Below are 23,471 nucleotides of genomic sequence, written 5' to 3'. Positions count from 1 at the left end.
CCAGACTATTTCATGGTCGGGATGACGAACTCCGCGCCATCCTTGATGCCCGACGGCCACCGCTGGGTCACGGTCTTGGTCTTGGTGTAGAACAGGATCGAGTGCGGGCCGTGCTGGTTGAGGTCGCCGAAGCCGGACCGCTTCCAGCCGCCGAAGGTGTGGTAGGACACCGGAACCGGGATCGGCACATTGACGCCGACCATACCGACCTGCACGCGGGCCACGAAGTCGCGGGCGGCGTCACCGTCGCGGGTGAAGATCGCCACGCCGTTGCCGTATTCGTGCTCGGTGGGCAGCCGCAGTGCGTGTTCGTAGTCGTCGGCGCGCACGATGCACAACACCGGCCCGAAGATCTCGTCGGTGTAGATCGACATGTCGGTGGTGACGTGATCGAAGAGGGTGGGCCCGATGAAGTAGCCGCCCTCGAGGCTGTCGTCGTCGAAAGTCAGCTCGTCCGAACCGCGTTCGCGACCGTCGACCACGAGCTCGGCACCGGCTTCCACGCCCTGGGCGATGTAGTCCTTGACCCGGTTGAGCGCGGCCTCGGTGACCAGCGGTCCGTAATCGGCCTTCGGATCCAGGCTGTGGCCCACACGGAGTTGCTTGACCCGCTCGACCAAGCGGGCGCGCAGGCGGTTCGCCGTCTCTTTGCCGACCGGCACCGCGACGCTGATCGCCATGCAACGCTCACCCGCGCTGCCGTAGCCGGCGCCGATGAGTGCGTCGACGGCCTGATCGAGGTCGGCGTCGGGCATCACGATCATGTGGTTCTTCGCGCCGCCGAAGCACTGCGAGCGCTTGCCGTTGGCGGCGGCGGTGGAGTAGATGTACTGCGCGATGTCGGAGGAACCGACGAAGCCGACAGCCTGGATGTCGGGATGCGCGAGGATCGCGTCGACGGCCTCCTTGTCGCCGTGGACGACCTGGAACACGCCCGCCGGCAGACCGGCCTCGATGAACAGCTCGGCCAGCCGGACCGGAACCGACGGATCGCGCTCAGAAGGCTTGAGGATGAACGCGTTTCCACAGGCCAGCGCAGGCCCGGCTTTCCACAGCGGAATCATCGCCGGGAAGTTGAACGGCGTGACGCCGGCGACCACACCGAGCGGCTGCCGCATCGAGTAGACGTCGATACCGCCGCCGGCGCCTTCGGTGTACTCACCCTTGAGCAGGTGCGGGATCCCGATCGCGAACTCGATGACCTCGATGCCGCGCTGGATGTCGCCCTTGGAGTCGGCGACGGTCTTGCCGTGCTCCTTGCTCAACAGCTCCGCCAGCTCTTCGGTGTTGGCGTTGACCAACTCGATGAACTTCATCATCACGCGGGCGCGGCGCTGCGGATTCCACGCCGCCCACTCCTTCTGCGCCTCGACGGCCGACGCGACGGCGGTGTCGACGTCGGCTGCGCTGGCAAGCAGCACTTCGGCCTGCACGGTGCCGGTGCTCGGGTTCAGCACGTCGGCGGTGCGCGTCGACGAGAGGTCGCTGCGCTTGCCGTCGATGAAGTGGGGGATGCGTGTGGTCATGTTCAAGCCTTCTTCCGCGTGGATACTTGGATATCCTAGTAATGCGGCGCGGGCGTTCGCAAGGGCCGCTCTCGATCGGTTAACCCCAATTCCGGGTTCATCCCCAGACTGGCGTGATCTGCGTTGACGAGACTGCCCGACGCGCTCGGATCGAACTAGTGTTCGATTCATGGAAGGTTCAGTCGCGGCGGCTCTCGCGGCGTTGGCGGCCACGCGCGATGCCGTGAATGCGCTGGACCTGACTGCGTTGAGCCATACCGAACTCCTCGAGGTGATGGACGCGCTGGAGTCCGACTCCCGCCGCGCTCCGGTGCTGGCACATCGCGTCGTGACCCGGTTGTCGGCCGAGGCCAACCCGATGGAACTGGGTGCCACATCCTGGCCGAAGCTGCTGGCGTTCCGATTGCGGATCAGTGCTTCCGAGGCGCGTCAGCGCCTGGACGTCGCTGCCGAACTGTCCCCGCGCACGGCGATGACGGGTGAGGCGCTGGCTCCGGTCCTCGAACGCACCGCCGAGGCCCAGCGCCGCGGGCAGATCGGCGCCGAGCACGTCAAGGTGATCCGGCAATTCTTCGCCACCCTGCCGGATGCAGTCGACGCCGCGACCCGCATCGAAGCGGAGCGAACGCTGGCGGTCATCGCCGGACGGCAAGGTCCCGAAGGGCTGCGGAAAGCCGCGAATCGATTGCTCGCGCACTTACATCCGGACGGTGACTTCAGCGACGCGGAGAGGTCCCGCAAGCGTGGCGTGCACCTCGGACCCCAACGTCCGGATGGCATGAGCCGGATCAGTGGAGAACTCACGCCGGAGGCCAGGGCGGTGTACGAGGTGCTGTTCGCGAAGTTCTCCGCGCCCGGCATGTGCAATCCCGACGACGAATCACCGACGATCGATGGTGCGCCAGACGACGGGGTCGCAGCCAAGGATTCGCGGTCGCAATCGCAGCGCAACCACGACGCACTGTTGGCGATGGGCCGGATGTTGTTGTGCTCACCGAAACCGGGGCAACTCAACGGGCTACCGGTCACGGTGATCGTGTCGACCACGCTGCGCGATTTGGAATCGGGTGCGGGGCAGGCGGTCACCGGTGGTGGCTCGTTGCTGCCGATGCGCGACCTGATCCGGATGGCTGCGCACGCTCATCACTATCTGGCGGTGTTCGACGACCACACCGAGCAGGCGCTGTATCTCGGACGGACCCGGCGCTGTGCGAGCGCGGCGCAGCGAATCGTTCTGCACGCAAAGTACCGCGGCTGTACCCGTCCCGGATGCGACGCCTGCGGTTACCGCTGCCAGGCGCACCATGGCACGTCCGACTGGAAGCGCGGGGGCCGTACCGACATCGACGATCTGACGCTGGCCTGCGGGCCGGACAACCTCATGATCGAGAACACTGGGTGGACAACGGTGCAGCGCGCCGATGGCCGCACCGAATGGATTCCTCCGCCGAGTCTGGACACCGGGCAGGCGCGGGTGAACGATCTGCACCACCCGGAGCGGATGCTGCTCTACGCGGACGACCCGGACGACCCGGATGTCGGCGGGGCCGCGCCGTGACGCAGTTCGGCGACGAAGGCCTGCGCCTGTTCCCACGTCGGGAGCAGGCCGGCCGCGCGCGCCTCGTCGAGGGTGGGGGCAGCACGGTCGCGGTCGGACAGGATCAGCTCGCCGTCGTAGGGCCAGTCGATGTTCAGTGCCGGGTCCAGTGGGGTGACGTTGTGCTCCCGGGTCGGGTCGTAGGGCGCCGAGCACAGGTAGGTCACTGTGGACCGGTCTGCCAGCGCGAGGAACGCGTGGCCGAGGCCCTCGGAGAGATAGACCGACCGGTGGTCGGTGTCGTCGAGTCGGACGGCGTCCCACCGGCCGAAGGTCGGTGAGCCGACGCGGATGTCGACCACCACGTCGAGGACCGCGCCCCGGGTGCAGGTGACGTACTTGGCCTGACCGGGTGGCAGCTGGGCGAAGTGCAGCCCCCGCAGCACGCCCGCATGCGACACCGAGCAGTTGGCCTGCCGCAGGTTCAGCGGGTGTCCGGTGAGGTCGCCGAACTCCGTCTCGGTGAACCACTCGTGGAAGGATCCCCGGGCATCGTGATGCACCACAGGTGTCAGCTCCCAAGCGCCGGGGACCGACAGCTCGCGTGCGCTCACCCCTCGCGCTCCGCGTACCGGGACTCCACGGCGTCTTTGATGGGCCCCCACCAGGATTCGTTGGCGCGATACCAATCGATGGTCTCGCGCAGGCCCGTCTCGAAGTCGGTGTGCTCGGGTTTCCAGCCGAGTTCGTCGCGCAGCGGGGCGGGGTCGATCGCGTACCGCAGATCGTGGCCGGCGCGGTCGGTGACGTGGTCGAAGTCGTCGGGCGCGCGGCCCATGAGCCGCAGGATGGTGCGCAGCACGGTCAGGTTGTCCTGCTCGCCGTCGGCTCCGATCAGATACGTTCGGCCGGTCTCGCCGCGCTCGAGGATGTGCCAGACCGCACTGTTGTGGTCGTCGACATGAATCCAGTCGCGCACGTTGGCGCCCGACCCGTAGAGCTTGGGTCGCCGGCCGGTCAGGACATTGGTGATCTGCCGTGGGATGAATTTCTCCACATGCTGGTACGGGCCGTAGTTGTTCGAGCAGTTCGACAACGTCGCGGCCACCCGGTAGGAGCGCACCCACGCGCGTACCAGCATGTCGGCCGCGGCCTTGGTGGCGGAGTACGGGCTCGACGGGTTGTACGGCGTCGCGTCGGTGAAGCGCTCCGGGCTGTCCAGCGGCAGATCGCCGTACACCTCGTCGGTCGACACATGATGCAGGCGAACGGCTTTCGAGGTAGACGCGTGCCGCACCGCCTCCAGCACAGTGAAGGTGCCGACGACGTTGGACCGGACGAACGGCTCGGGGTCGGCCAGCGCATTGTCGACATGGGTCTCGGCGGCGAAGTGCACCACCGCGTCGGCCTCGGCGACGAGCGTGCCCACCAGCTCGGCGTCGGTGATGTCGCCGGCCACCAGCCGGATGTCGTCGTCGACGGGGGCCAGCGACTCCCGGGTGCCGGCATAGGTGAGCGCGTCGAGGACCGTCACCCGGACATCGGGGCGTTCCCGCACGGTCGCATGGACGAAGTTCGCGCCGATGAATCCCGCGCCGCCGGTAACCAGCAACCGCATGGGTGGCACCCTAACCCGCGCCCGGTCAGCCGGCGGTGCCCAGTGGCCCGGCGAGCTCCTCGAGCGTCGAGAGCAGCTCGTCGGAGCCGCCGAGAACCTGGATCGCGACGTGGTCGGCGCCGGCCTGCAGATGCTCGGTCAGCCGCGCGGCGATCTGGTCGGGTGTGCCGTGGGCCACCACCGCATCGATGAACCGGTCGGTGCCGGGGGGTTCGAGGTCCTCGTCGGTGAAACCGAGCCGCTTCCAGTTGTTGACGTAGTTCGACAACCCGAGATAGAAGTCGACGGCCGCGCGGCCGACCTCGCGGGCCTTCTCGCTGTCGTCGGTGAGCACCACCTTGTGCTCGGGCGCCAGGAGCACGGTGGGGCCGACCAACTCGCGCGCCTGGCCGGTGTGCACCGGCGTGGTCAGGTACGGGTGGGCGCCGGCGGCGCGCTGGGCCGCCAGCTGCAGCACCTTGGGGCCGAGCGCGGCGATCACTCGTCGGCTCGTCGGGACCTTGGCCGCGTCGAGCGCGTCCAGATAGTCGTTGAGTGCCTTGTACGGGCTGGCGTACTGCTCGGTGTGCTCCGGATGGCCGACACCGACACCGAGCACGAAACGACCGGCGAACGCCTTCTCGATGCGGTGGTAGGACTTCGCGACCTCGGCCGCCTCGGCGGTCCAGATGTTGACGATCCCGGTCGCGACCTGCAGCTTCTCGGTGCGGTCGAGGATCGGCTCGACGAACGACAGGTCGGCCGCGGGCGACGCGCCCACCCACACGGTGCCGTACCCGAGCTTCTCGATCTCGACGGCTTGATCGGGAGTGACGGGCGTACCTGTCCACACTCCGAAACGTCCCAGCGCGGGTTTGAGCGAAACACCCAGCGATACACCCTCGGTCATTGCCATCCCTTCAGTCTGTTGCCCACCACGTTGTCAGTCGTCGCCGGCGACCACAACCTCGGTCGGGCTCTGTGGGGCCGGTGCCACCCAGGGCAGCGACACGGTGAACCGGGTGTCGCCCGGCTGCGACTGCACGGCCAGATGACCGTGGTGTTTCTCCACCACGATGCGCCAGGCCAGATCCAGGCCCAGTCCGGTGCCCTCGCCGAACGGTTTGGTCGTGAAGAACGGGGTGAAGATCCGGTCGACGATGTCGTCGGGGATGCCGGGGCCGTCATCGCAGATCTCGACGACGATGCCGCTGTCGTTGTCCTGGCGGCGGGTCCGGATGGTCAGCGTGCCGTGACCGTCCATCGCCTGGATCGCGTTGTCGATCAGGTTTGTCCAGACCTGGTTGAGATCGCCTGGGTAGCACTGCAGTTCGGGCAGCGACGGGTCTTTATCCCAGACCAGGGTGACCGCGCCGTCCTTGCCGACCTTGTCTCCGAAGATCGTCTTGACGGTGCTGTAGAGCAGCTCGTGGACGTTGGCGCTCTGGTACTCCGCACGGTCCATCTGCGAGTACTGCCGTGCGCCGGCCAGCAGCGCCGAGATGCGCTTGCTCGCCTCGGCGATCTGGTTCATCAGCAGCTCGTTGTCGATCGTGTACTTCAACCACCCGACGGCGCCGGGCAACGTCGCCGAGCAGTCGACGTCGGCGATCGAGGCCGCCACGCGTTCCAGCCAGTCGACGTCGAGGCCCGCCTCGACGAACGTCGGCGCGTAGTCCCACGCCGCGGAGATGCCGTGCTCGTCGAGCCAGTCGCCGATCTGGTCCTCGCGGTCGGCGATCTCCAGAGCCCCCAGCTCCTGCGATTTCGACTTCGCGACCTGTTCGGCGACCTCGTCGGAGATGCTGACCAGGACCTTCAGCGCCGCCGGGGTGAACTTGCCGTCGGCCAGCATGGCGAGCTTGTGCCGCACCTTGCCGACACCTTCGCGCAGATCGGCGACGGCGCGTGCGGTGGCTCCGGCCGGGTTGTTGAGCTGATGGGTCAGGCCCGCCGAGAGCTGGCCGAGTGCCAGCAGCTTCTCGCGCTGACCCAGGATCTGGCGCTGTCGCAGCCCGCCGACCATGTGGCCCTCCAGCAGGTGCACCGCCATCGGGAATTCCTTCTGCATGAACGCCGCGAACGCACCCGCGTCCAGCACGAAGAACCGCGACGGCCGGGTGACCCGCACCGAGGCCTCATACAGGTGTTTCTCACCCGGCACGTAGGCCGACCAGGCGCCGCAGTACACGCCGCGCTGCGACGTGCGGTTGGTCTCGATGTCCACCCCGCCCGAGCGCTTCGACATCACCAGTTCACCGTCGATCAGCACGTAGAAGCACGTCGCCGGGTCACCTTCGGTGCAGATCGGTCCCGGCTCGAAGGTCTGGATGTGGCCGTTGGCGCACAACGTCGCGAGCTGGTCGTCACTGAGCGCCTCGAAAAGGAACAGGGTGCGCAGTTCCTCGGGCAGACACTTCTCGCCCATGGGTGATCCTTCCTACAGAGGCAGTGACGGATGAAACGCGGGTCCCGCGACGTCGATTCCACCCACCGGTGTCACGGCCGGCTACGTCTCGGCCAGGTAGCGGTGCACCAGCATCACCGCCATCGACCCTTCGCCGACGGCCGCGGCGACCCGCTTGGCCGATTCGGCTCGGACGTCGCCGGCGACGAACACCCCGGGCACGCTGGACTCCAGATGGTGCGGCGGGCGCTCCAGCGTCCAGCCGGAGACGTCGCGCAGGTCGGGTCCGGCGAGGATGAAGCCGTGGTCGTCGCGGACGACGACCCCGTCGAGCCAGTCGGTGCGCGGTTCGGCGCCGATGAAGATGAACATCCGGCCGCAGTCGGCCTCCTCGCGCGCACCGGTGTGGAGGTTCTCCAGACAGATCCCCTCGAGATGGCCGTCACCGGTGACCGCGTGCACGACGGTGTGCGGCAGCTCCCGGATGTTGTCCTGCGCCCGGATCTGCTGGATCAGGTAGTGCGACATCGAGTCCTCGAGGGTGCGCCGGCTGACGATGGTCACCGACTTAGCGGTCCGGGCCAGATACATCGCCGCCTGCCCGGCGGAGTTCGCACCGCCGATGACGTAGACCTCGTCGCCGTCGCAGTCCGCGGCCACCGACGCGGTCGCGCCGTAGTAGACCCCGGCGCCGGTGAGGTCGGCGCAGCCCTCGGCGGGCAGTTGGCGGTATTCGACGCCCATGGCCAGGATCGCCGCGCGGGTGCCGATCGTGCGTCCGTCGGACAGGTGCACGGTGCGCGCGTTGCCGTCGACCTCGAGCCGGACCACCTCGGCCGCGGTGATCAGCTCCGCGTCGAACTTCTCCGCCTGCCGGCGTGCCCGCTCGGCCAGCTGGGCACCCGACAGCCCGTCCGGGAAACCGAGATAGTTCTCGATGCGCGAGCTCTGCCCGGCCTGTCCGCCGGTCGCGGTGCGCTCGATGAGCACCGTCTTGAGGCCCTCCGACGCGGCGTAGACCGCCGCGGCCAGGCCGGCCGGACCGCCGCCGATGACCACGAGGTCGTAGAAGTCACCCGACGGCGTGGTGGTCAGGCCCAGCGTGGCGGCCAGCTCGGCGTCGGTGGGGTCGACGAGCGTCTCACCCTGCTCGGTGATGACCACCGGCAGCGTCAGCCCGTCGTGGCCGGCCGCGTCCAGCAGCTGGGCGCCGCGGGGCTCGTCGGAGCGGAACCAGGTGTAGTACAGGCGGTTCCGGGCCAGGAATTCGCGCACCTCCGATGAGCGGGCGTTCCACGGGTGCCCGATGATCTTGGTGTGCGGGATGGCCCGGTCGCCGGTGGACCGCCAGGCGTCGATCAGCGCGTCGATCACCGGATACAGCTTCTCCTGCGGGGGGTCCCACGGCTTGAGCAGGTAATGGTCGAGGTCGACGACATTGATCGCGTCGATCGCGGCGTGGGTGTCGGCGTAGGCGGTCAGCAACACCCGGCGCGCCATCGGGAAGATGTCCATCGCCGACTCGAGGAACTCGATGCCGCTCATCTGCGGCATCCGGTAGTCGGCGACGAACACCGCCACGGTCTCGCCGCGCAACTTCAATTCGTTGAGGGTCTGCAGCGCATCGGGACCCGACTCGGCGCGCACCACGCGGAACTTCTCGCCGTAGTGCCTGCGCAGATCCCGGGCGACGGCGCGCGACACCGCGGGGTCGTCGTCCACGGTGAGGATCACGGGCTTGCGGGGCTGGTACTCCGGTCCGGTCATCGCATCAAGTATGCGCCGCCTGTCCAGCGGAAATCTCGGCGCCGGTGCCTGCTCGGGTGCCTAAGGTAACTTTGGGCTACCGGTGACGAAAGAGGGCGGATGTCGACGAAGCTGATGGTCGGATACGACGGATCCCCGGCGGCCGGTGCGGCCATCACGGCCGGCTCCGCTCTGTTTCCGCGCGCCCACGCCTGGGTGACCCACATCTGGGCGCCGCCGTTCGCCAGTGTGGGGCTGCGTCGACGGCTGCGCGACATCGCGCAGAACTCCGACGAACTCGCCACGCTCGTGGACAGCGAGGGGGCGTGGGAAGCCGAGTCGGTCACCGATGCGGGCGTGGCGCTGGCCCGGGCCGCCGGCTGGGCGGCCGAGAAGGTGGTCGAGCGGACGACCGATTCGGACGGGATGCGGCTGGCGCAGCTGGCCGAACAGCTGCAGGCCGACGCTCTGGTGATCGGCGACCGGGGACTCGACGGCACCAAGGACGACATCGGCGGCGTCTGCGACATGACGGTGCACTATGCGACCGTGCCGGTGCTGGTGGTGCCCGATCCGCTGCTGCGCAGCGAGTTCGACGCGCTGGCCGACGGGCCGGTCCTCGTCGGCTACGACAGGTCCGACCGCGCCGAGGCCGCGATCGCCAAGGTGCGACAGCTTTTTCCCGGCAGGCGGATCGTTCTGGCCGCGGTGCGGGACGACGACGAGCCCTTCGCACCCGGTCCCGCGGCCGAGGGCCTCGAGGTCGTCACGGTGGACAAGCCCAGCGGTTTCGCCAAGCCGCGCGACCGGCTGATCGCCGAGGCGCTGATCGCGTGCGCCGACGACCACAACGCCGCGGTGGTGGCCGTCGCGGCGAAAGGTCATTCAGCGGTGCGGGAGGTGTTGCTGGGCAGCGTCGCTGTGGCCACCGTGCGCCGGTGTCACCGTCCGGTGCTGGTGGTGCACGGCTGACCCGGCGGCACATACGACGGATGGCGCGCGACACTGGCGGCGATGGCACTGCGGCGAGTCCGCTGCGCGCGCACCGCGATACCGCGCATCATCTTCTGCTCCATCACGAAATGCGGTATGTCGAACCAGAAGTGACCGACCGCCCCGCCGCAGCCGCGTACCACCAGCCGGGTCCAGCCGATCTCCCGCCGCAGCACGAAAGACCAGCAGCCGGAGGCCTTTTCACCGCGCTGCAGCCGCTCGTAGTCATCGGGCGAGACCAGCACCAGATGTGACTCGGGGCGGATCTGCGCGACGATCTGGCGGGCCCCGAGCCCGTAGCGACGGGCCAGCCAGACGGTGTCACCCACCCGCAGGTGCTGCCATTCGGGGTGAATCTGCCAGGCGTTGTGCACGTCGGCCAGAACCGCGCGCTCCAGCAGCGAGTAACTGTAGAAGCCCGCGCGGTCCTCGCCTATCTGCACCAGCCACGGCCACACCTCGCGCGGCGACGCGTCGATCGTGACCGCCCGCGTCGTCCGTGGCGCGACCGGGTCGACCAGGTCATCGCCGGGCAGCGCCGCGGCGACCTCGTCGGGCCGTGCGCCCCACGTGTACATCCACGGCCGCACGTGGACCTGGTAGAGCGCGGCGATGCCGATCGCGGCCATGACGTCCGCGACCAGCGGCCTCTGCGTGCCCATCACGGCAAGCCCTCGGCGCGGCTCAGCCGGCCGGCTCGACCGGGATGCGCTTCTCCGGGACGTCGGATTCCTTCAACGGCACCGAAACGCTCAGGATGCCTTTGTCGTAGCTGGCTTTGATGGCGTCCTCGTCGGCGCCGCCGGGCAGCGTCACCGCGCGGGTGAACGACCCGTACGAGAACTCCGAGCGGCCGTTGGATTCCTTCTTCTCGCTGCGCTCGGCCTTGATGGTGAGCACACCGTCGCGGACGGTGATCTCGACGTCCTTCTCCGGGTCCACACCCGGAATCTCGGCCTGCAGTACGTATTTGCCATCCTTGATGTCGTCCTCGACCTTGATGACGTGTTTGCCGAACATCGGACGCAGACCTGCCCACGACGGGAATCCCGAGAAGAGTTCGGAGACCTCGGGCCAGGCCGACCGATGGGGCTGCTGCACGGCGACGTTGTTCATGTTTCCTCCTTGACATCGAGGCAGACGCTTGCCCTTCGCATCCGACCACCACCGGCGGCCCGCCACTAGGGGCGGAAGTCCTCCCGATGGGGGTCATTCGCCCGGTGAGCGGCGGGCCGGCCCCTGGCTACAGTGATCGCGTGCTGGGCAGCGCACCCGTGGGCCTGACCTCGGCGCAGGCCCGGCGCCTGCTCGACGACAACGGCCCCAACCACCTGCCGGTCCAGCGCCCGATGCCGTGGTGGCGGGTGCTCGGCGCCGAGATGCTGCATTTCTTCGCGGTGCTGTTCTGGGCTGCCGGGGTGCTGGCGTTCGTCGCCGGTTTGCCGCAGTTGGGGGTGGCGATCTTCGTCGTCATCGTCCTCAATGCGCTGTTCGCGTTCGCCCAGGAGGCGCGCGCTCAGCGGGCGTCGGAGAAGCTGCGCCAGATGTTGCCGCGGCGGGCGCGGGTGATCCGCGACGGCATCAGCGTGGAGATCAACGCCGAAGACCTGGTCGTCGGTGACGCGATGCTGCTCGCCGAAGGCGACCGGATCTCGGCCGACGGCGAGATCCACCGCGCCGCAGGGCTGGCCGTGGACACCTCGGCGATGACCGGCGAGAGCGTGCCCGAGCGGCCGGGCGTGGCCGACGCCGTGTACGCCGGTTGCTTCGTCGTCGAGGGCGAAGCGCTGGTCGTCGTGACGGCCACCGGCGACCACACCCGGCTGGCCGGGATCGCCGGCCTCACTTCCGAGCGCCAGTTGCCGACACCGCTGCGCCGGGAACTGACCCGTGCCTCCCGGGTCATCGCAGGCGCGGCGCTGGGGGTGGGTGCGGTGTTCTTCGCGTTCTCGGTTATCTTCGGAATGCCTGTCGCACAGGGCTTTCTGTTCGCCATCGGGGTGACCGTAGCGGTGGTGCCAGAGGGACTGTTGCCCACGGTGACGCTCTCGCTGGCCATGGGGGCGCAGCGGATGGCGCGCCGTCATGCACTGGTCCGCCACCTCGAGGCGGTCCAGACGCTGGGCTCGACCACCTACATCTGCACGGACAAGACCGGGACGCTGACCCAGAATCGGATGTCGGTGGTCCGGGCCTGGACCCCGCGCGGTGCGGCCGTCATCGACGGCGTCGGCTACCAGCCCACCGCCGACGTGGTCGTCGCACCGGAAGCCGAACGTGCTGTCAGAGATCTCGCCGCGGCGGCACGGCGGTGTTCGACAGGACGGATCGAGCAGGCCGATGGGTCCTGGCAGGCCCGTGGCGACCCGATGGAGGCCGCGCTCGACGCGTTCGCGCAGCGTGTCGGTGTGCTCGACACCACCGACGACCGGGCCGATCAGCTCAGGTTCCCGTTCGACCCCCGCCGGCGGCGCATGTCGGTGGTCACCGACGGGCACGTGTGCGTCAAAGGCGCCCCCGACGCGGTGCTGCCGCTATGCCGGGCCGAATCCGGGGCACACGCTGCGCTGACCGAACTGACCGGCCGGGGGTTGAGAGTGTTGGCGGTCGCTGCGGGACGAACAGCCTGCCGCGCCGATCGGCCGACCTCACCGCAGGACGTCGAGAAGGACCTGACCTTGTTGGGTCTGGTCGCGCTGGAGGATCCGCCCCGGCCGTCGGTGCCCGCCGTGTTGCGTACCTGTCGACGTGCGGGCATCCGGGTCGCGATGGTGACCGGGGATCATCCGGACACGGCGATGGCCGTGGCGCGCGAAACCGGCCTGCGGCTCGAGGACACCGACCGGGAGGTTCTGCTCGGCAGCCAGTTGCCCGACGACCTCGACGAATTGGGCGCACTGCTCGACCGGGACGGACTGGTGGTGGCCCGCGTCGACCCGGAGACCAAGCTCCGGATCGCGCAGGCGCTGCGTCGCCGCGGTCACGTGGTGGCGATGACGGGTGACGGCGTCAACGATGCCCCGGCACTGCAGGCGGCCGCGATCGGGGTGGCGATGGGCCGCAGCGGGACCGACGTGGCCCGTGCGGCTGCCGACGTCGTGTTGCTCGACGACAACTTCGCGACCATCGTCACGGCGATCGAGGAGGGGCGTTCCACTTTCATCAACATCCGCCGCTTCCTGACCTACCACCTCTCCGACAATGTCGCCGAATTGGCGCCCTTCGTCGTCTGGGCGCTCAGCGCCGGCCGATTCCCGTTGGCCATCGGGGTGCTGCAGGTGTTGGCCCTCGACATCGGAACCGATGTCTTCCCGGCGCTCGCGCTGGGCGCCGAACCGCCGGACAAGCGAGTGCTCGACGGTCCGCCCGTGCGCGGGCACCTGCTCGACCGGGCCATTCTGGTTCGCGCCTTCCTGGTCCTCGGACTGGCCGAAGCCGCGGTGGCCCTGCTGGCTTTCACCGCGACGTTCGTCGCTGCGGGATGGCGACCCGGACAGGAGTTCACGACCGGTGCTCTGATGTGGTCGGCATCCGGGGCGGCCTTCACCGCGATCGTGCTCGGCCAGGCGGCCAACGCATTCGCCTGTCGCAGCGACGAACTCCCGGCATGGCGGCTGTCGCTCCGCACCAACGCGCTGCTGGTGGGCGCGGTGGCCGTCGAACTCGTCCTGCTGCTGGTGCTGCTGTACGTGCCGCCGATCGCGACGGCGCTCACCCACACCGGACCGACGACGGCGGGATTCCTGGTCGCCGCGCTGTCGGTGCCGGCCGTGCTGCTGGTCGACGCCGCAGACAAACACCGCCGCCGGTCTCGGAAAGGACCAGCGGCCCTAGCGCGTCCGCGCTCGGGCGCGCGACGATGACGTCATGGTGAACCGCATGGTGAAGGTCCTGACCGCGGCCGGGCTGCTGTACGCCGCGCGGCGCTATTTCCGTGACTGGGGCACCACCAAAGAGGAGTCGACCAGCGTGCTGCCCGGTGACCACCTGCTCGCGGCGCCCGTGCTGCAGGCCACCGAGGGGGTCTGGATCGAGGCCGCCGCCGAGCAGGTGTGGCCGTGGCTGGTCCAGATGGGGCAGGACCGGGGTGGCCTCTACAGCTTCGAAGCGCTCGAGAACGCGCTGGGACTGGATTACCGCAACGCCGATCGGATCCACCCCGAATGGCAGGATCTGGCCGTCGGTGATCCGGTCCGCCTGGTACCGCGCGGCTGGCTCGGGCTCCGGCACGGTGTCGAGATGACGGTGGCCGCGATCGATGCGCCGCATTCGATCGTGCTGCGTGCCGCGCCCCCGCAGTTGCCGTGGGAGATGGTGTGGTCGTTTCATCTGCTGCCGCACTGGGAGGACCGCTGCCGGTTGCTGATCCGGTCACGACTGGCGCTGCGGCACCCGGGCGAGGTCGCCTTCGCCGAGCTGGCCGGGCCGGCGCGGGCATTCGTCACGCGCGGAATGTTGTTGGGTGTCAAGCGGCGGGTGGAGCTCGGCGCAGCCGGGGGTGGACCGGGGACCTTAGGCCCTAACGCGGCGGCCGGTGTGCCGCGTACCAACGAGCCATGAGCAACGGAGTAGAAGCAAGCCCGGACCTCGCAGTCGACATCACCGCCCGCGACGAGTCGCCAGGCGTCACCGAGTACGCACAGGAGAAGATCGCCGCGCTGGCCCGTTTCGCTCACCGGCCGATCTCGCACGCCCGGGTCCGGCTGACCCGCAGTCGTGACCTGGCCGTCGAGCGGCCCGTGATCGCGCAGGCCAACCTGGAGGTGGGGGGCCGGCCGGTGCGCGCCCAGGTGCAGGCCGCCACCGCGCAGGAGGCCATCGACGTGTTGGAGGCGCGGCTGCGTCGCAGACTCGAACACCTCACCGCACGCTGGAAAGCGCCCAAGGGACCCGAGGCCGCGCCTCCGTGGCGCGGCGGCGCGGCATCCGAGCGCGCGCCACGATCGCTGCCACCCGGATCCGGGGAGCCCCGCATCGTGCGGCGCAAATCCTTCGCGATGACACCCTGTACCGTCGACGATGCCGTGGCTGACATGGAGTCGCTGGACTACGACTTCCATCTCTTCACCGAAATCGGCTCGGAGACAACCGCAGTCGTCTATCGGGGCGGCCCGACCGGGTATCGGTTGGCCCTGGTGGCGCCGGCGCTGGCCGGCGAGGTGGCGCCGTTCAAGGGCAAGGTCACCATCAGCCCGCACCCGCTGCCCTGCCTGAACGAGCAGGAGGCCCTCGACCGGTTGGCGCTGCTGGATCTGCCGTTCCTCTTCTTCGTCGATGCCGCGCAGGGCCGGGCCGGCGCGCTGTACCGGCGCTACGACGGCGACTACGGACTGATCACCCCGGCGGGACCATGAGCGACGCAGCGAACTCACGGAGCTACGGAATCGTCGCCGCCGTCGACGGCTCGGCGCCGTCGCAGACGGCGGTGCGGTGGGCCGCCCAGGAGGCTTCGCTGCGCGGCGTGCCGCTGACTGTCGCCCACGTGCAGCCGACCGACGAGATCGGTCCGTGGCTCGACGTGCCGATCACCCCGGAGTACGCCGCCCAACGCGAGGCGCGGGCCGCCGAGATCGTCCGGGAAGCCGTCGAACTCGCGAATGCCGCCGTGGCCGGACGGCGCAAGATCCGCATCGACGAGATGATCTCGCCCGGCCCGGTGAAACGCGCACTGATCGACGTGTCCAAGGACGCCGACATGGTGGTGGTGGGGTCGCGCGGCCTCAGCGGGCTGGAGCGGATGCTGCTGGGGTCGACCAGCGCCGGACTGGTGCACCACGCGCACTGCCCGGTCGCGGTGATTCGCGACGACGAGACCCTGAGCGTCCCGACGGGCCCCGTGGTCGTCGGTGTCGATGCGTCCGAGGCCTCGGAACCCGCCGTGGCCTTTGCGTTCGACGAGGCGTCGCGACGGGGAGCGGAACTGGTGGCCGTCCACACCTGGATGAACCGCGCGGATTTCTACATCGAGGTGGCGGCCCAGGATCTGGCGAACGAGGCCGATGAAGAGCTCGCGGAGCGGCTGGCAGGCTGGGGCGAGCGCTACCCCGACGTCGCGGTGCGACGGGTGGTCGTGCAGGACAACGCCGCTCGGCGGTTGATCGAGGAGTCCCGCGGCGCTGCGCTGCTGGTCGTCGGCAGCCACGGACGGGGCGGCTTCGCCGGACTCCTGCTCGGGTCGGTCAGCTGGACGGTGGCGCAGGCGGCGCGGGTCCCGGTGGTCGTCGTGCGACGCTCCTGACCCGGCCCGATCCGGTGCGGCGTGGCACGGATCCGGTTCATTACAAGGGACCTTCGCCTCTGCGCCGCTTCGAGCACACCGACGAGGATGAGAGCTATGCAGACCTTCACATTCGGGGTCGGCGTGTGGATGCGCCGGCTCGTGGCGCGTAACCCGCTGGTGCGGGCCACCGATCGCGTCGAGGCGATGGTGGTGGTGGCCGTCGCGGCGCTGAGCATCCTCGCGATCCCCGTGGCCGGGTCGGTGGGCACCGCCGAATACGACCGTCTGGTCCACACATTCGCCGACCAGCAACTGACCCGGCAGTCCGTGGACGCGACCGCGGTGCAGGACAGCCGGGAGGCACCGCAGCCCTACCAGCGGCGCTACGTCACCGAGATCCGCTGGAATTTCGCGGGTGTCACGCACACCGACGAGGTCCGGACCAATCGGATGAGTGCCGGTGACCGCCTGCCGATATGGGTCGACGAGACCGGCGCTCACGCGGGGCCGGCGCCGACCGCCGAGGACGCCGTCGCCGGAGCGGTCAGTGCGGCGATGGGCTTCTGGACGATGGTGGCGGGAGCCGGCCTCGCGGTCTGGGCGGCCGTGCGGTTGTGGCTGGTGCGAGCGCGGTTCTCCGCCTGGGACCGCGAACTCGACGATCTCGCAGACAACGGCGGGCGCGCGAACAACGCCAACTAGCCAGCGCCGGAACGGAGGAGGACCCGAACCATGGTCGACACCCATCCGGGCGACGGTCCCGTCGTCGTCGGTGTCGACGGCTCACATGCGGCGCTGAACGCGGTCCGGTGGGCGGCGGCCGAAGCCCAGGCCCGCGACGTGTGCCTGCGCCTGGTGCATGCGGTGCCCAGCGCCCGCGGTGGGTCGGACGCGATGCTGGCCGAGGCGCACGACGCGGCGGCCGCGGTCACCCGCGCGCCGCGGGTGCAGACGGTGGTGACCGTGGGGGCGCCGGGCGACGTGCTGGGCCGCGAGTCGTCGGAGGCTGCGATGGTCTGCATCGGCGCCCGGCCCGTCAGTAGCGGGACACCGTTATTCGGTGTCACCGCAAGATATTTGGCGGAACGGGCGCGCTGTCCGGTGGCGATCATCCGGACTCGCACCGACGGCAGCGCGCAGACCGACGGGGTGGTTTCGGTGGTTCTCACCGATGACGACGACACCGACGCCCTGGTTCATCTGGCCATGCACGAAGGCCGGCTCCGCGGCGCCACCGTGCGGCTGATCGACCAGCGCACCGACAGCTGGGTTCGGCGCTATCCCGACGTGCACGTCGAACTGGCCGCCGCCGGCACCGGACGGCAGTACTGCCGACACGACGCGGGCGCGGCCGGGCTCGGACTCGCGGTCGTGGGCGCGCGAGACGTCCGCGAGTTGGCCGACATCCAGGTCCCGGCCAGCCATCCCATCCTGGGCTACCCCGACTGTTCGGTGCTCCTGCGGCGGTCGTGACCGGCCACCGGCGCAGGCTGGTCGTCGGGTTCGCAGACGAAGATGTCGAAGCAGCCGCCGGGCACCCCGTCGCGGGGGGTCAGCAGGTCGGAGAGGTCGGCCGCACGTTCGTGTGGGACGACCACCAGGGAGATGTTCTTCTGTTGCCGGGCAAGGTAGTTCAGGATGCTGCCCGGTACTGCCTGAGCGTGGATGTCCAGCCCCGGATACCGCTGCCGCCACGCGGTGAGCCGGCGCTCCCAGCGGGCCTTGACCAGACGGTTCTTGGTCGACACCGCCTCGTCGTCGTAGATGTCGGGGTACCGGGACGGCCAGGTCGCGATCACGCGCAGCGGGGCGCCGCGCAGCAGGGCCTCCTCGACCGCGTGCGCCAGGGTCCGTTCGGCGGTCGACGAGTCGCTGACCTCGGCCACCACCCACCCCGGGTCCCCGCGGTAGGCACCTGCCGAGTGCACGATCACCACGGGGCAGTGCGGCACGCACGCCACGGCTGCCGCGGTGCTTCCGATGTTGCTGCCGACGCGCTGCTCGGCCAGGCCGGCCGATCCGACGCAGAGCAGCACCGCGCCGCGTGCGCCGGCTCGCAGCACCGCGGCGGGCGTGCCGCACGTGAGCTGGGTCTCGATCTTGACCGGGGTGTCCATCACCTCGACAGCCTCGACCGCCGAGTCCAGAACCTGCCGCGCCCGGCTCAGGTCGCCGGGCGGCGCGACCGCATGCACCAGTCGCAACGGGATGTCGCGACTCGACGCCTCGCCGGCCGCCCAGATCGCTGCGGCGGTGGCGGCAGGGGATCCGTCGATCCCCACCACCACCGCGGGCGAGCCCGGCGCAGAACTCAATGTCTGATCTCCAGCACCTCAGCCGTCGGCCGGCGCGGCGTCGGCGGCCCGAGATCGCGGGTGGCGGGGGCGGACCCGATGCGCACGAGCAGCTGCGGAATGCCGATCGAACCGGTCAGCGCCGTGACGATCTCCCGGCTCTCGGACACCTCGGTCAGGTGCGACAGCGTGCAGGTTGCCAGGCCGGCCAGCGTCGCATCGAGCAGGACCGCCGAGAGCAGCTCCCCGCACCGGAGGGCGCTGGCGCGGGTGCTGTCCTCGGTGGAGAGCACCACGACCTTGGCGTGATCCTCGGTGATGTCGTCGCCGCGGTCGCGGTGCCCGGCCTCCGGAAAGTCCCGGCCGATCCCGACCTGCTCGCGTTCTGCGGCCGACGGCAGGGCCGACGCGGGAATGCCCTCGGTCACCACCACGTCGGCCGTCCAGCCGACCAGCTCGGCGTGATAGTCGGACTCGTAGCGGCGCGCCGAGCGGGTCAGCTCGGACGCCCGGATCAGCGCGGGGCGCGCGTCGTCGGCGACGACGTGGCAGGACACCCCGCTGACCGCCGCCGCTGCGACGAGCTCGGTCAGTAGCAGATCCCAGTCGGCCGGTGCGGAGAACGGCAACCGGTCGGTGCGCCGGCGGCGGATCGCCTCGGCGCGTTCGCGATGCCCGTCGGTGACGAAGTCCATCGGGCTGAAGTCCACCGCGGCCAGGTGGTCCAGGTTGTTCGGGTTGGGGAAGTGGTCGACATGGCAGACCCATCCGGCTGCGGCCATCGCCACCCGGAAATGGTCGAGAACCGCCCCGCAGCTGATCACCAATTCCCGTCCGGTGGGGTCGGTGTATCTCGGTGCCGCGGTGTCGTCTAGGAACAGCGAGACGGTCGCGCCGTCACCGACCCAGCGCCACGGCTGGCTGTTGTGCAGGGACGGGGCACGCGTAGCCAGCGCCACCGCGTCGGTGACGACGTCGAAGTCGACGATCACATCGCGCATCTGCTGACCTTCCGTTCGCTGGCTCCAGCCTGACGGCGCCGGTGGCCGGCCGACCAGGGCCAATGGTCCTCAACGCCGCACGTCGGGCTCGTCTGCCGCGAGGGTGAAGTAGTTCTCCTCCTCCTGGATGAAGTGCAACCGCAGCAGCGCGTACAGGCCGTAGAGGCACGCCAGCAGGTCGTCGACCTGATCGGCCTGGATACCGTCCGCCGTCTCGGCCACCCGCAGATGCGAACCGATGCGGTCGGCGAGTCGCTGGATCTCCGCGTGGGTCCGGCTCATCGTGGCGGTGGCTTCAGTGCTGTGCAGCGGCGCCGCCAGCGCCGGGTACAACTCGGTCTCCTCGGCGCGCTCGTGCGGCAGGATCTGCTCGGTCAGCAATGCGTAGGATCGCTGCACCGAGCGCAGTGCCGCGGTGTCGGCACCTGCGACCAGGCTGTCGGCGCTGGTCCGGATCTGGCTCAGCGCGTCGCGCAGTTCCTCGTGCTCGGCGGCGAACTCCTGCAGCATCGCCTCGGTTGCGGCGGCCAGCTCCACCTTCGTGCGGGGGTCACCCCGCAGCGCGCGCAACGCGTTGAGGATGACCGTGACGTCGATGGCTTCCTGCAACAACGCGCCCGCCGCGGGCGGCAGCCAACCCAGCGCGGCCACCGTCATCGCGATCAGCGACAGCGTCATGCCGACCACGGCGCTCTGCACCGCGATACGCCGGGACCAGCGGGCGATGTCCATCGCATCGGCCAGCCGGTCGAGCCGGTCGGTGGTCAGCACGATGTCCGCAGCCTCCGACGACGCCGTCGCTCCGCGCGCCCCCATAGCGACGCCGACGGTGGCCGCCGCGAGCGCCGGTGCGTCGTTGATGCCGTCACCGACCATCACCGTGACGGCGCGGTCCCGCTCGGCGCGGACCGCGGCGACCTTGTCGGCGGGGCTCTGCCGGGCGTACACCTCGTCGAGACCCAGCACAGTCGCGACCTCCCGAGCCGGTTCGGGCCGGTCGCCGGTGAGCATCACCAACCGGTTGAAACCCGCTTCGCGGAGTCGCCTCATCGTGCGGGGCGCCTGCCGGCGCAGCGGGTCCCGGAGCAGCACCGCGCCGATCGGTTGGGCGTCGACGCAGACCCAGGCCACCGCCGCGTTGTCCAGCCGGGCCCGGTTGAGCGCGCCCAGCGCCCACGCGGCGGTGACGGTGCCCTCACTCAGTGCGCCTACCGTCACCCGGTGGCCGTCCACCGTCGCACTGACGCCGCGGCCGGGCTCCTCGGTGGCCTGCGACGGCAACGCCAGACTCAGATCGCGGGCCAGCGCCTCGGCGACGATCGCTTCGGCCAGCACGTGCGGCGACATCTGGTCCACCGAGGCGGCGATCCGCAAGACCTCCCTCGCGTCGCGGTCCGGGGCGGCGACGACGTCGACGACCCGGGGGGCGCCCATCGTGAGGGTGCCGGTCTTGTCCATCACCAGAGTGGTTGCCCGGCCCAGGCTCTCCAGCGCGGCTCCGCTGCGGATCACCACTCCGGTCCGTGACGCCCGGGACAGGCCCGACACGATGGCCACCGGCGCGGCCAGCAGCAGCGGACACGGGGTGGCGACCACCAGGACCGCGACGGCCCGCACGGCCGAGCCGCCGGCCAGCCAGGCGGCGCCGGCCATCAGCAGCGCCAGCGGCAGGAAGTAGGCCGCGTACCGGTCGGCCAGTCGCACGACGGGCGCGTTCTCGGCACCCGCCTGCCGGGCCAGCCGCACGATCCCGGCGTAGGTGCTGTCTTCGGCCGTGGCGGTGGCGCGCAGTTCGAAGACGCCGCCGGCGTTGACCACCCCGCTGCGCACGGCCTCCCCAGCGGACCGCTCGACGTGCACGGACTCCCCGGTCAACGCCGACTCGTCGAGCACCGCAGCGCCCTCGGTGACCCGGCCGTCGACGGGTAGCACGTCGCCGGGCGCGATGACCAGGATGTCGTCGACGGCGACCTCGGCGATCGGGACGACACCGACCTGGGTGCCGATCCGGCGACGGGCGAACCGCGGCGCCCGCTCCAGCAGTGCCTGCAGGTCCCGGGACGCACGGCGCGTGGCCGCGGCGTCGAGGGCCCGGCCGCCGGCCAGCATCACGGCGATCAAAGCCCCGGCGAGATACTCGCCGACCAGCAGCGTCCCGGTCAGCGACAGCACCGCGATCAGGTCGACACCCAGCCGCCCCCGGCGCAGCGCCGCGACCACCCACAGCACGGCGGGCACGATCGCGACCAGAGTGCCGGCGGCCCAGCACGCATCGGCGACGCGTGACGCTCCGAGCAGCCACGCGACACCGCCCGCAGCCAGCGCTGCCACCGTGCACACCGCCAGCGCGGGCTCCGCGAGGGGTCGCCACCGGGCCGGCGACGTAGCCACGGTCTCAGCCGCGGATCACAGCGACCGGCGCCAGAGCCGACTCGGCCACCGCGGTGCTCACGGAACCGAGCAGCATGCTCGCGATACCGCCGCGGCCGCGGCTGCCGACCACCACCAGCTGCGCGCTCTTGGACTCGTCGATCAGCCAGCGCGCGGGCCGGTCGCACACGATGCGCCGCTGGACGCGGACGTCGGGGTAGCGCTCCTGCCACCCGGCCAGTCGCTCGGCGAGGATCTCGTGGCCCTGTTGTTCGTATTGGTGCCAGTCCATTCCGAGGATCGGGAAGACCGCCACGTCGCTCCATGCGTGCAGCGCCACCAGGTCGACCCCGCAGCGCGACGCCTCGTCGAAGGCATAGGCCGTGGCGTGCTCCGAGGCCGGCGAGCCGTCGATGCCGAGCAGCACCGGGCGGGTACGGTCGGGCCGGCGGACCGCCCCCTCCCGCGTGACGACGACAGAGCAGCGCGCGTGATGCAGCAGCGAGCGGCTGACCGATCCCAGCATGGCGCCGCCGATCGGCCCGAGTCCGCGGCTGCCGATCACCAGGACGTCTGCGGTTGCGGACATGTCGGTGAGTTCGGTGACGACGCCATCGTGGCGGATCTCGGTGTGCACCGGGATCGGCGGAGAATCGCCGAGCGCGGCGTCGAGCGTCTCACGCGCCTCCTTGAGCACCCGCGCGGCGTTGTCCTCCTGCCATTCGTAGAAGTTCATCAACGGGGCTTCGATCGGCCAGGTCACGATGACCGGCGCCACGACGTGCGTCAGGGTCACCGGCCGCCCCCGCAGCGCCGCCTCATGCGCGGCCCAACGCACCGCGGCGTGCGACTCCGGTGAACCGTCGACGCCGACGAGTATCCCGGTGTCTTCTGAGCGTTCGGACATTTCGGTCTCCTCGGATGAGGTCGGTGGGTCAGGAGCGCACAACCAGCGCCGAGGACGTGCCGTGGCGCAGCACCGAATGGCCGGACCCGAGGATCTGCGCGACCTCATCGACGTCTTCGCTGCCGATCACCGCCAGCAGGACCGGCTCGTCGTGTCGCTTGAGGAAGTGAGCGACGTCGGCCCGGTCGGCGATCGGATAGATGTGCACGTCCGGATAGCGTTCCCGCCACGGCCGGATCCGCCGCTCGAGGGCGTCGGCCGAACCGGCGTCGCGCCGGTCACCGAGAAACAGCACCGGGGTGCGGCGCAGGGTCGCTTCGCGCAGCGCATGCTCGACGACGGCCGGGTTGTCCGGGCGGTCGGAGACCGCCACGATGATCCAGCTGGGCCCGGCCGAGCTCGGGTGTTCTTCGGGCCGGATCAGCGCCACCGGGCAGTAAGCCCGCTCTGCCACCTCGGCCGCGGTCGACCCGACGATCGACCGGGCGTAGCGGTCGATGCCGGCCGAGCCGACACACACCATCGCCGCCCGCTCCGATGCCGCCACCAGCGCCTCGGCCGCCGGCCCGTCGACGATCTCGGTCTCGACGTCGACGGCTTTACCGTTGGCCTGCAGCGCAATCCGCATCTCGCGCAGAGTGTCGCGGGCGTGCCGAATCTGCGCGGTGTACTCCGTCGCGCTCAGATGCGCCGGCTTGATCGCGTAGATCAACAGCACCGAGGTCCCCCTAGCCTCGGCCTCGTCGGCCGCCCACAACGCGGCACGCCGGGCAGCGGCTGATCCGTCGACACCGGCGACCACCGGCAGAGGCATGGCATCGGGTGACCTATCGGATGTCATCGTGTTCTCCGTTCGGCGGCGGGTCCCTTTCA

The 23,471-nt window shown here is 70.1% G+C and carries 21 protein-coding genes; 8 read left to right on the top strand and 13 right to left on the bottom strand.

The genetic code is table 11. The annotated features are described in order from the left end of the window. Positions 1–5: 5 nt before the first annotated feature. Complete coding sequence (locus G6N31_RS16595) at positions 6–1,526, bottom strand: CoA-acylating methylmalonate-semialdehyde dehydrogenase (RefSeq protein ID WP_098002498.1); 1,521 nt, start codon at positions 1,524–1,526, stop codon at positions 6–8. Positions 1,527–1,695: 169 nt separating this feature from the next. On the opposite strand from G6N31_RS16595, the gene G6N31_RS16590 reads away from it, so the two are divergent. Continuing rightward, the gene (locus tag G6N31_RS16590; RefSeq protein WP_098002499.1) at positions 1,696–3,084 is read left to right on the top strand and encodes an HNH endonuclease signature motif containing protein; all 1,389 of its coding nucleotides are present in this window, start codon (positions 1,696–1,698) and stop codon (positions 3,082–3,084) included. Here the strand turns inward: G6N31_RS16590 and G6N31_RS16585 are convergent. From G6N31_RS16585 to G6N31_RS16565, 5 genes are all read right to left on the bottom strand, one after another. Beyond that, a complete protein-coding gene (locus tag G6N31_RS16585; RefSeq protein ID WP_098002500.1) occupies positions 3,036–3,677 on the bottom strand; it encodes a dTDP-4-dehydrorhamnose 3,5-epimerase family protein in 642 nt (213 codons plus the stop codon). The two genes, G6N31_RS16590 and G6N31_RS16585, sit on opposite strands and share 49 nt — an antisense overlap. Further along, the gene (gene rfbB, locus G6N31_RS16580) at positions 3,674–4,681 is read right to left on the bottom strand and encodes a dTDP-glucose 4,6-dehydratase (RefSeq protein ID WP_098002501.1); all 1,008 of its coding nucleotides are present in this window, start codon (positions 4,679–4,681) and stop codon (positions 3,674–3,676) included. The genes G6N31_RS16585 and rfbB overlap by 4 nt, the downstream gene beginning before the upstream one ends. Positions 4,682–4,706: 25 nt before the next feature. Beyond that, the gene (locus G6N31_RS16575; protein WP_420090343.1) at positions 4,707–5,576 is read right to left on the bottom strand and encodes an LLM class F420-dependent oxidoreductase; all 870 of its coding nucleotides are present in this window, start codon (positions 5,574–5,576) and stop codon (positions 4,707–4,709) included. A gap of 27 nt (positions 5,577–5,603) precedes the next feature. Then, entirely contained in the window at positions 5,604–7,088 is a 1,485-nt protein-coding gene (locus G6N31_RS16570) for an ATP-binding protein (RefSeq protein WP_098002503.1), read from the bottom strand. Positions 7,089–7,169: 81 nt separating this feature from the next. Further along, positions 7,170–8,834 (bottom strand): NAD(P)/FAD-dependent oxidoreductase, encoded by a 1,665-nt coding sequence (locus G6N31_RS16565; RefSeq protein ID WP_098002504.1) that lies wholly within the window; start codon positions 8,832–8,834, stop codon positions 7,170–7,172. Between the two features lie 99 nt (positions 8,835–8,933). On the opposite strand from G6N31_RS16565, the gene G6N31_RS16560 reads away from it, so the two are divergent. Beyond that, positions 8,934–9,785, top strand: a complete 852-nt coding sequence (locus G6N31_RS16560; protein ID WP_098002505.1) for a universal stress protein — start codon at positions 8,934–8,936, stop codon at positions 9,783–9,785. Here the strand turns inward: G6N31_RS16560 and G6N31_RS16555 are convergent. Together G6N31_RS16555 and G6N31_RS16550 are read right to left on the bottom strand one after the other, a co-directional pair. Beyond that, the gene (locus G6N31_RS16555; RefSeq protein WP_098002506.1) at positions 9,755–10,468 is read right to left on the bottom strand and encodes a hypothetical protein; all 714 of its coding nucleotides are present in this window, start codon (positions 10,466–10,468) and stop codon (positions 9,755–9,757) included. The genes G6N31_RS16560 and G6N31_RS16555 overlap by 31 nt on opposite strands. Before the next feature lie 22 nt (positions 10,469–10,490). After that, a complete protein-coding gene (locus G6N31_RS16550) occupies positions 10,491–10,922 on the bottom strand; it encodes an Hsp20/alpha crystallin family protein (protein ID WP_098002507.1) in 432 nt (143 codons plus the stop codon). A gap of 86 nt (positions 10,923–11,008) precedes the next feature. On the opposite strand from G6N31_RS16550, the gene G6N31_RS16545 reads away from it, so the two are divergent. The 6 genes from G6N31_RS16545 (at position 11,009) to G6N31_RS16520 (ending at position 17,499) form a co-directional block, all read left to right on the top strand. Continuing rightward, positions 11,009–13,669 carry a cation-translocating P-type ATPase gene (locus G6N31_RS16545; protein ID WP_098002508.1) on the top strand — a complete coding sequence of 887 codons (2,661 nt, stop codon included), beginning with the start codon at positions 11,009–11,011 and terminating at the stop codon, positions 13,667–13,669. A 4-nt stretch (positions 13,670–13,673) separates the two neighbouring features. Continuing rightward, a complete protein-coding gene (locus G6N31_RS16540; protein ID WP_234815217.1) occupies positions 13,674–14,366 on the top strand; it encodes an SRPBCC family protein in 693 nt (230 codons plus the stop codon). Continuing rightward, on the top strand, positions 14,363–15,160 hold the full coding sequence (locus G6N31_RS16535) for a ribosome hibernation promotion factor (RefSeq protein ID WP_098002509.1): 798 nt from the start codon (positions 14,363–14,365) through the stop codon (positions 15,158–15,160). Before G6N31_RS16540 ends, G6N31_RS16535 begins: the two co-directional genes overlap by 4 nt. After that, a complete protein-coding gene (locus tag G6N31_RS16530) occupies positions 15,157–16,044 on the top strand; it encodes a universal stress protein (RefSeq protein ID WP_098002510.1) in 888 nt (295 codons plus the stop codon). Before G6N31_RS16535 ends, G6N31_RS16530 begins: the two co-directional genes overlap by 4 nt. Positions 16,045–16,140: 96 nt before the next feature. Next, a complete protein-coding gene (locus tag G6N31_RS16525) occupies positions 16,141–16,728 on the top strand; it encodes an Rv1733c family protein (RefSeq protein ID WP_098002511.1) in 588 nt (195 codons plus the stop codon). A gap of 30 nt (positions 16,729–16,758) precedes the next feature. Beyond that, positions 16,759–17,499: a universal stress protein gene (locus tag G6N31_RS16520; protein ID WP_098002512.1), complete on the top strand. Its 741-nt coding sequence runs from the start codon at positions 16,759–16,761 to the stop codon at positions 17,497–17,499. Here G6N31_RS16520 and G6N31_RS16515 read toward each other — a convergent pair. The 5 genes from G6N31_RS16515 to G6N31_RS16495 form a co-directional block, all read right to left on the bottom strand. Continuing rightward, positions 17,463–18,341: a universal stress protein gene (locus tag G6N31_RS16515; RefSeq protein ID WP_098002513.1), complete on the bottom strand. Its 879-nt coding sequence runs from the start codon at positions 18,339–18,341 to the stop codon at positions 17,463–17,465. The two genes, G6N31_RS16520 and G6N31_RS16515, sit on opposite strands and share 37 nt — an antisense overlap. Further along, complete coding sequence (locus tag G6N31_RS16510) at positions 18,338–19,321, bottom strand: Acg family FMN-binding oxidoreductase (RefSeq protein ID WP_098002514.1); 984 nt, start codon at positions 19,319–19,321, stop codon at positions 18,338–18,340. Before G6N31_RS16510 ends, G6N31_RS16515 begins: the two co-directional genes overlap by 4 nt. A gap of 69 nt (positions 19,322–19,390) precedes the next feature. Then, positions 19,391–21,712, bottom strand: coding sequence for a heavy metal translocating P-type ATPase (locus tag G6N31_RS16505; protein ID WP_098002515.1), 2,322 nt, complete (start codon positions 21,710–21,712; stop codon positions 19,391–19,393). Positions 21,713–21,716: 4 nt separating this feature from the next. After that, entirely contained in the window at positions 21,717–22,598 is an 882-nt protein-coding gene (locus G6N31_RS16500; RefSeq protein ID WP_098002516.1) for a universal stress protein, read from the bottom strand. 28 nt (positions 22,599–22,626) lie between these two features. After that, positions 22,627–23,439, bottom strand: coding sequence for a universal stress protein (locus G6N31_RS16495; protein ID WP_234815218.1), 813 nt, complete (start codon positions 23,437–23,439; stop codon positions 22,627–22,629). Positions 23,440–23,471 lie beyond the last annotated feature (32 nt).

It is taken from the genome of Mycolicibacterium duvalii, from assembly GCF_010726645.1.
GTDB lineage: Bacteria > Actinomycetota > Actinomycetes > Mycobacteriales > Mycobacteriaceae > Mycobacterium > Mycobacterium duvalii.
Note: the sequence above shows the minus strand (reverse complement) of the source record. Positions and strands in the feature narration are given on the sequence as shown.

Excerpts from the sequence above, each read along its gene's own strand:
- G6N31_RS16565 (WP_098002504.1), bottom strand. The coding sequence starts at position 8,834 with ATGACCGGACCGGAGTACCAGCCCCGCAAGCCCGTGATCCTCACCGTG.
- G6N31_RS16510 (WP_098002514.1), bottom strand. The coding sequence starts at position 19,321 with ATGCGCGATGTGATCGTCGACTTCGACGTCGTCACCGACGCGGTGGCG.
- G6N31_RS16550 (WP_098002507.1), bottom strand. The coding sequence starts at position 10,922 with ATGAACAACGTCGCCGTGCAGCAGCCCCATCGGTCGGCCTGGCCCGAG.
- G6N31_RS16575 (WP_420090343.1), bottom strand. The coding sequence starts at position 5,576 with ATGGCAATGACCGAGGGTGTATCGCTGGGTGTTTCGCTCAAACCCGCG.
- rfbB (WP_098002501.1), bottom strand. The coding sequence starts at position 4,681 with ATGCGGTTGCTGGTTACCGGCGGCGCGGGATTCATCGGCGCGAACTTC.
- G6N31_RS16570 (WP_098002503.1), bottom strand. The coding sequence starts at position 7,088 with ATGGGCGAGAAGTGTCTGCCCGAGGAACTGCGCACCCTGTTCCTTTTC.
- G6N31_RS16540 (WP_234815217.1), top strand. The coding sequence starts at position 13,674 with ATGGTGAACCGCATGGTGAAGGTCCTGACCGCGGCCGGGCTGCTGTAC.
- G6N31_RS16595 (WP_098002498.1), bottom strand. The coding sequence starts at position 1,526 with ATGACCACACGCATCCCCCACTTCATCGACGGCAAGCGCAGCGACCTC.
- G6N31_RS16500 (WP_098002516.1), bottom strand. The coding sequence starts at position 22,598 with ATGTCCGAACGCTCAGAAGACACCGGGATACTCGTCGGCGTCGACGGT.
- G6N31_RS16495 (WP_234815218.1), bottom strand. The coding sequence starts at position 23,439 with ATGACATCCGATAGGTCACCCGATGCCATGCCTCTGCCGGTGGTCGCC.
- G6N31_RS16545 (WP_098002508.1), top strand. The coding sequence starts at position 11,009 with ATGGGGGTCATTCGCCCGGTGAGCGGCGGGCCGGCCCCTGGCTACAGT.
- G6N31_RS16555 (WP_098002506.1), bottom strand. The coding sequence starts at position 10,468 with ATGGGCACGCAGAGGCCGCTGGTCGCGGACGTCATGGCCGCGATCGGC.
- G6N31_RS16525 (WP_098002511.1), top strand. The coding sequence starts at position 16,141 with ATGCAGACCTTCACATTCGGGGTCGGCGTGTGGATGCGCCGGCTCGTG.
- G6N31_RS16535 (WP_098002509.1), top strand. The coding sequence starts at position 14,363 with ATGAGCAACGGAGTAGAAGCAAGCCCGGACCTCGCAGTCGACATCACC.
- G6N31_RS16560 (WP_098002505.1), top strand. The coding sequence starts at position 8,934 with ATGTCGACGAAGCTGATGGTCGGATACGACGGATCCCCGGCGGCCGGT.
- G6N31_RS16530 (WP_098002510.1), top strand. The coding sequence starts at position 15,157 with ATGAGCGACGCAGCGAACTCACGGAGCTACGGAATCGTCGCCGCCGTC.
- G6N31_RS16520 (WP_098002512.1), top strand. The coding sequence starts at position 16,759 with ATGGTCGACACCCATCCGGGCGACGGTCCCGTCGTCGTCGGTGTCGAC.
- G6N31_RS16590 (WP_098002499.1), top strand. The coding sequence starts at position 1,696 with ATGGAAGGTTCAGTCGCGGCGGCTCTCGCGGCGTTGGCGGCCACGCGC.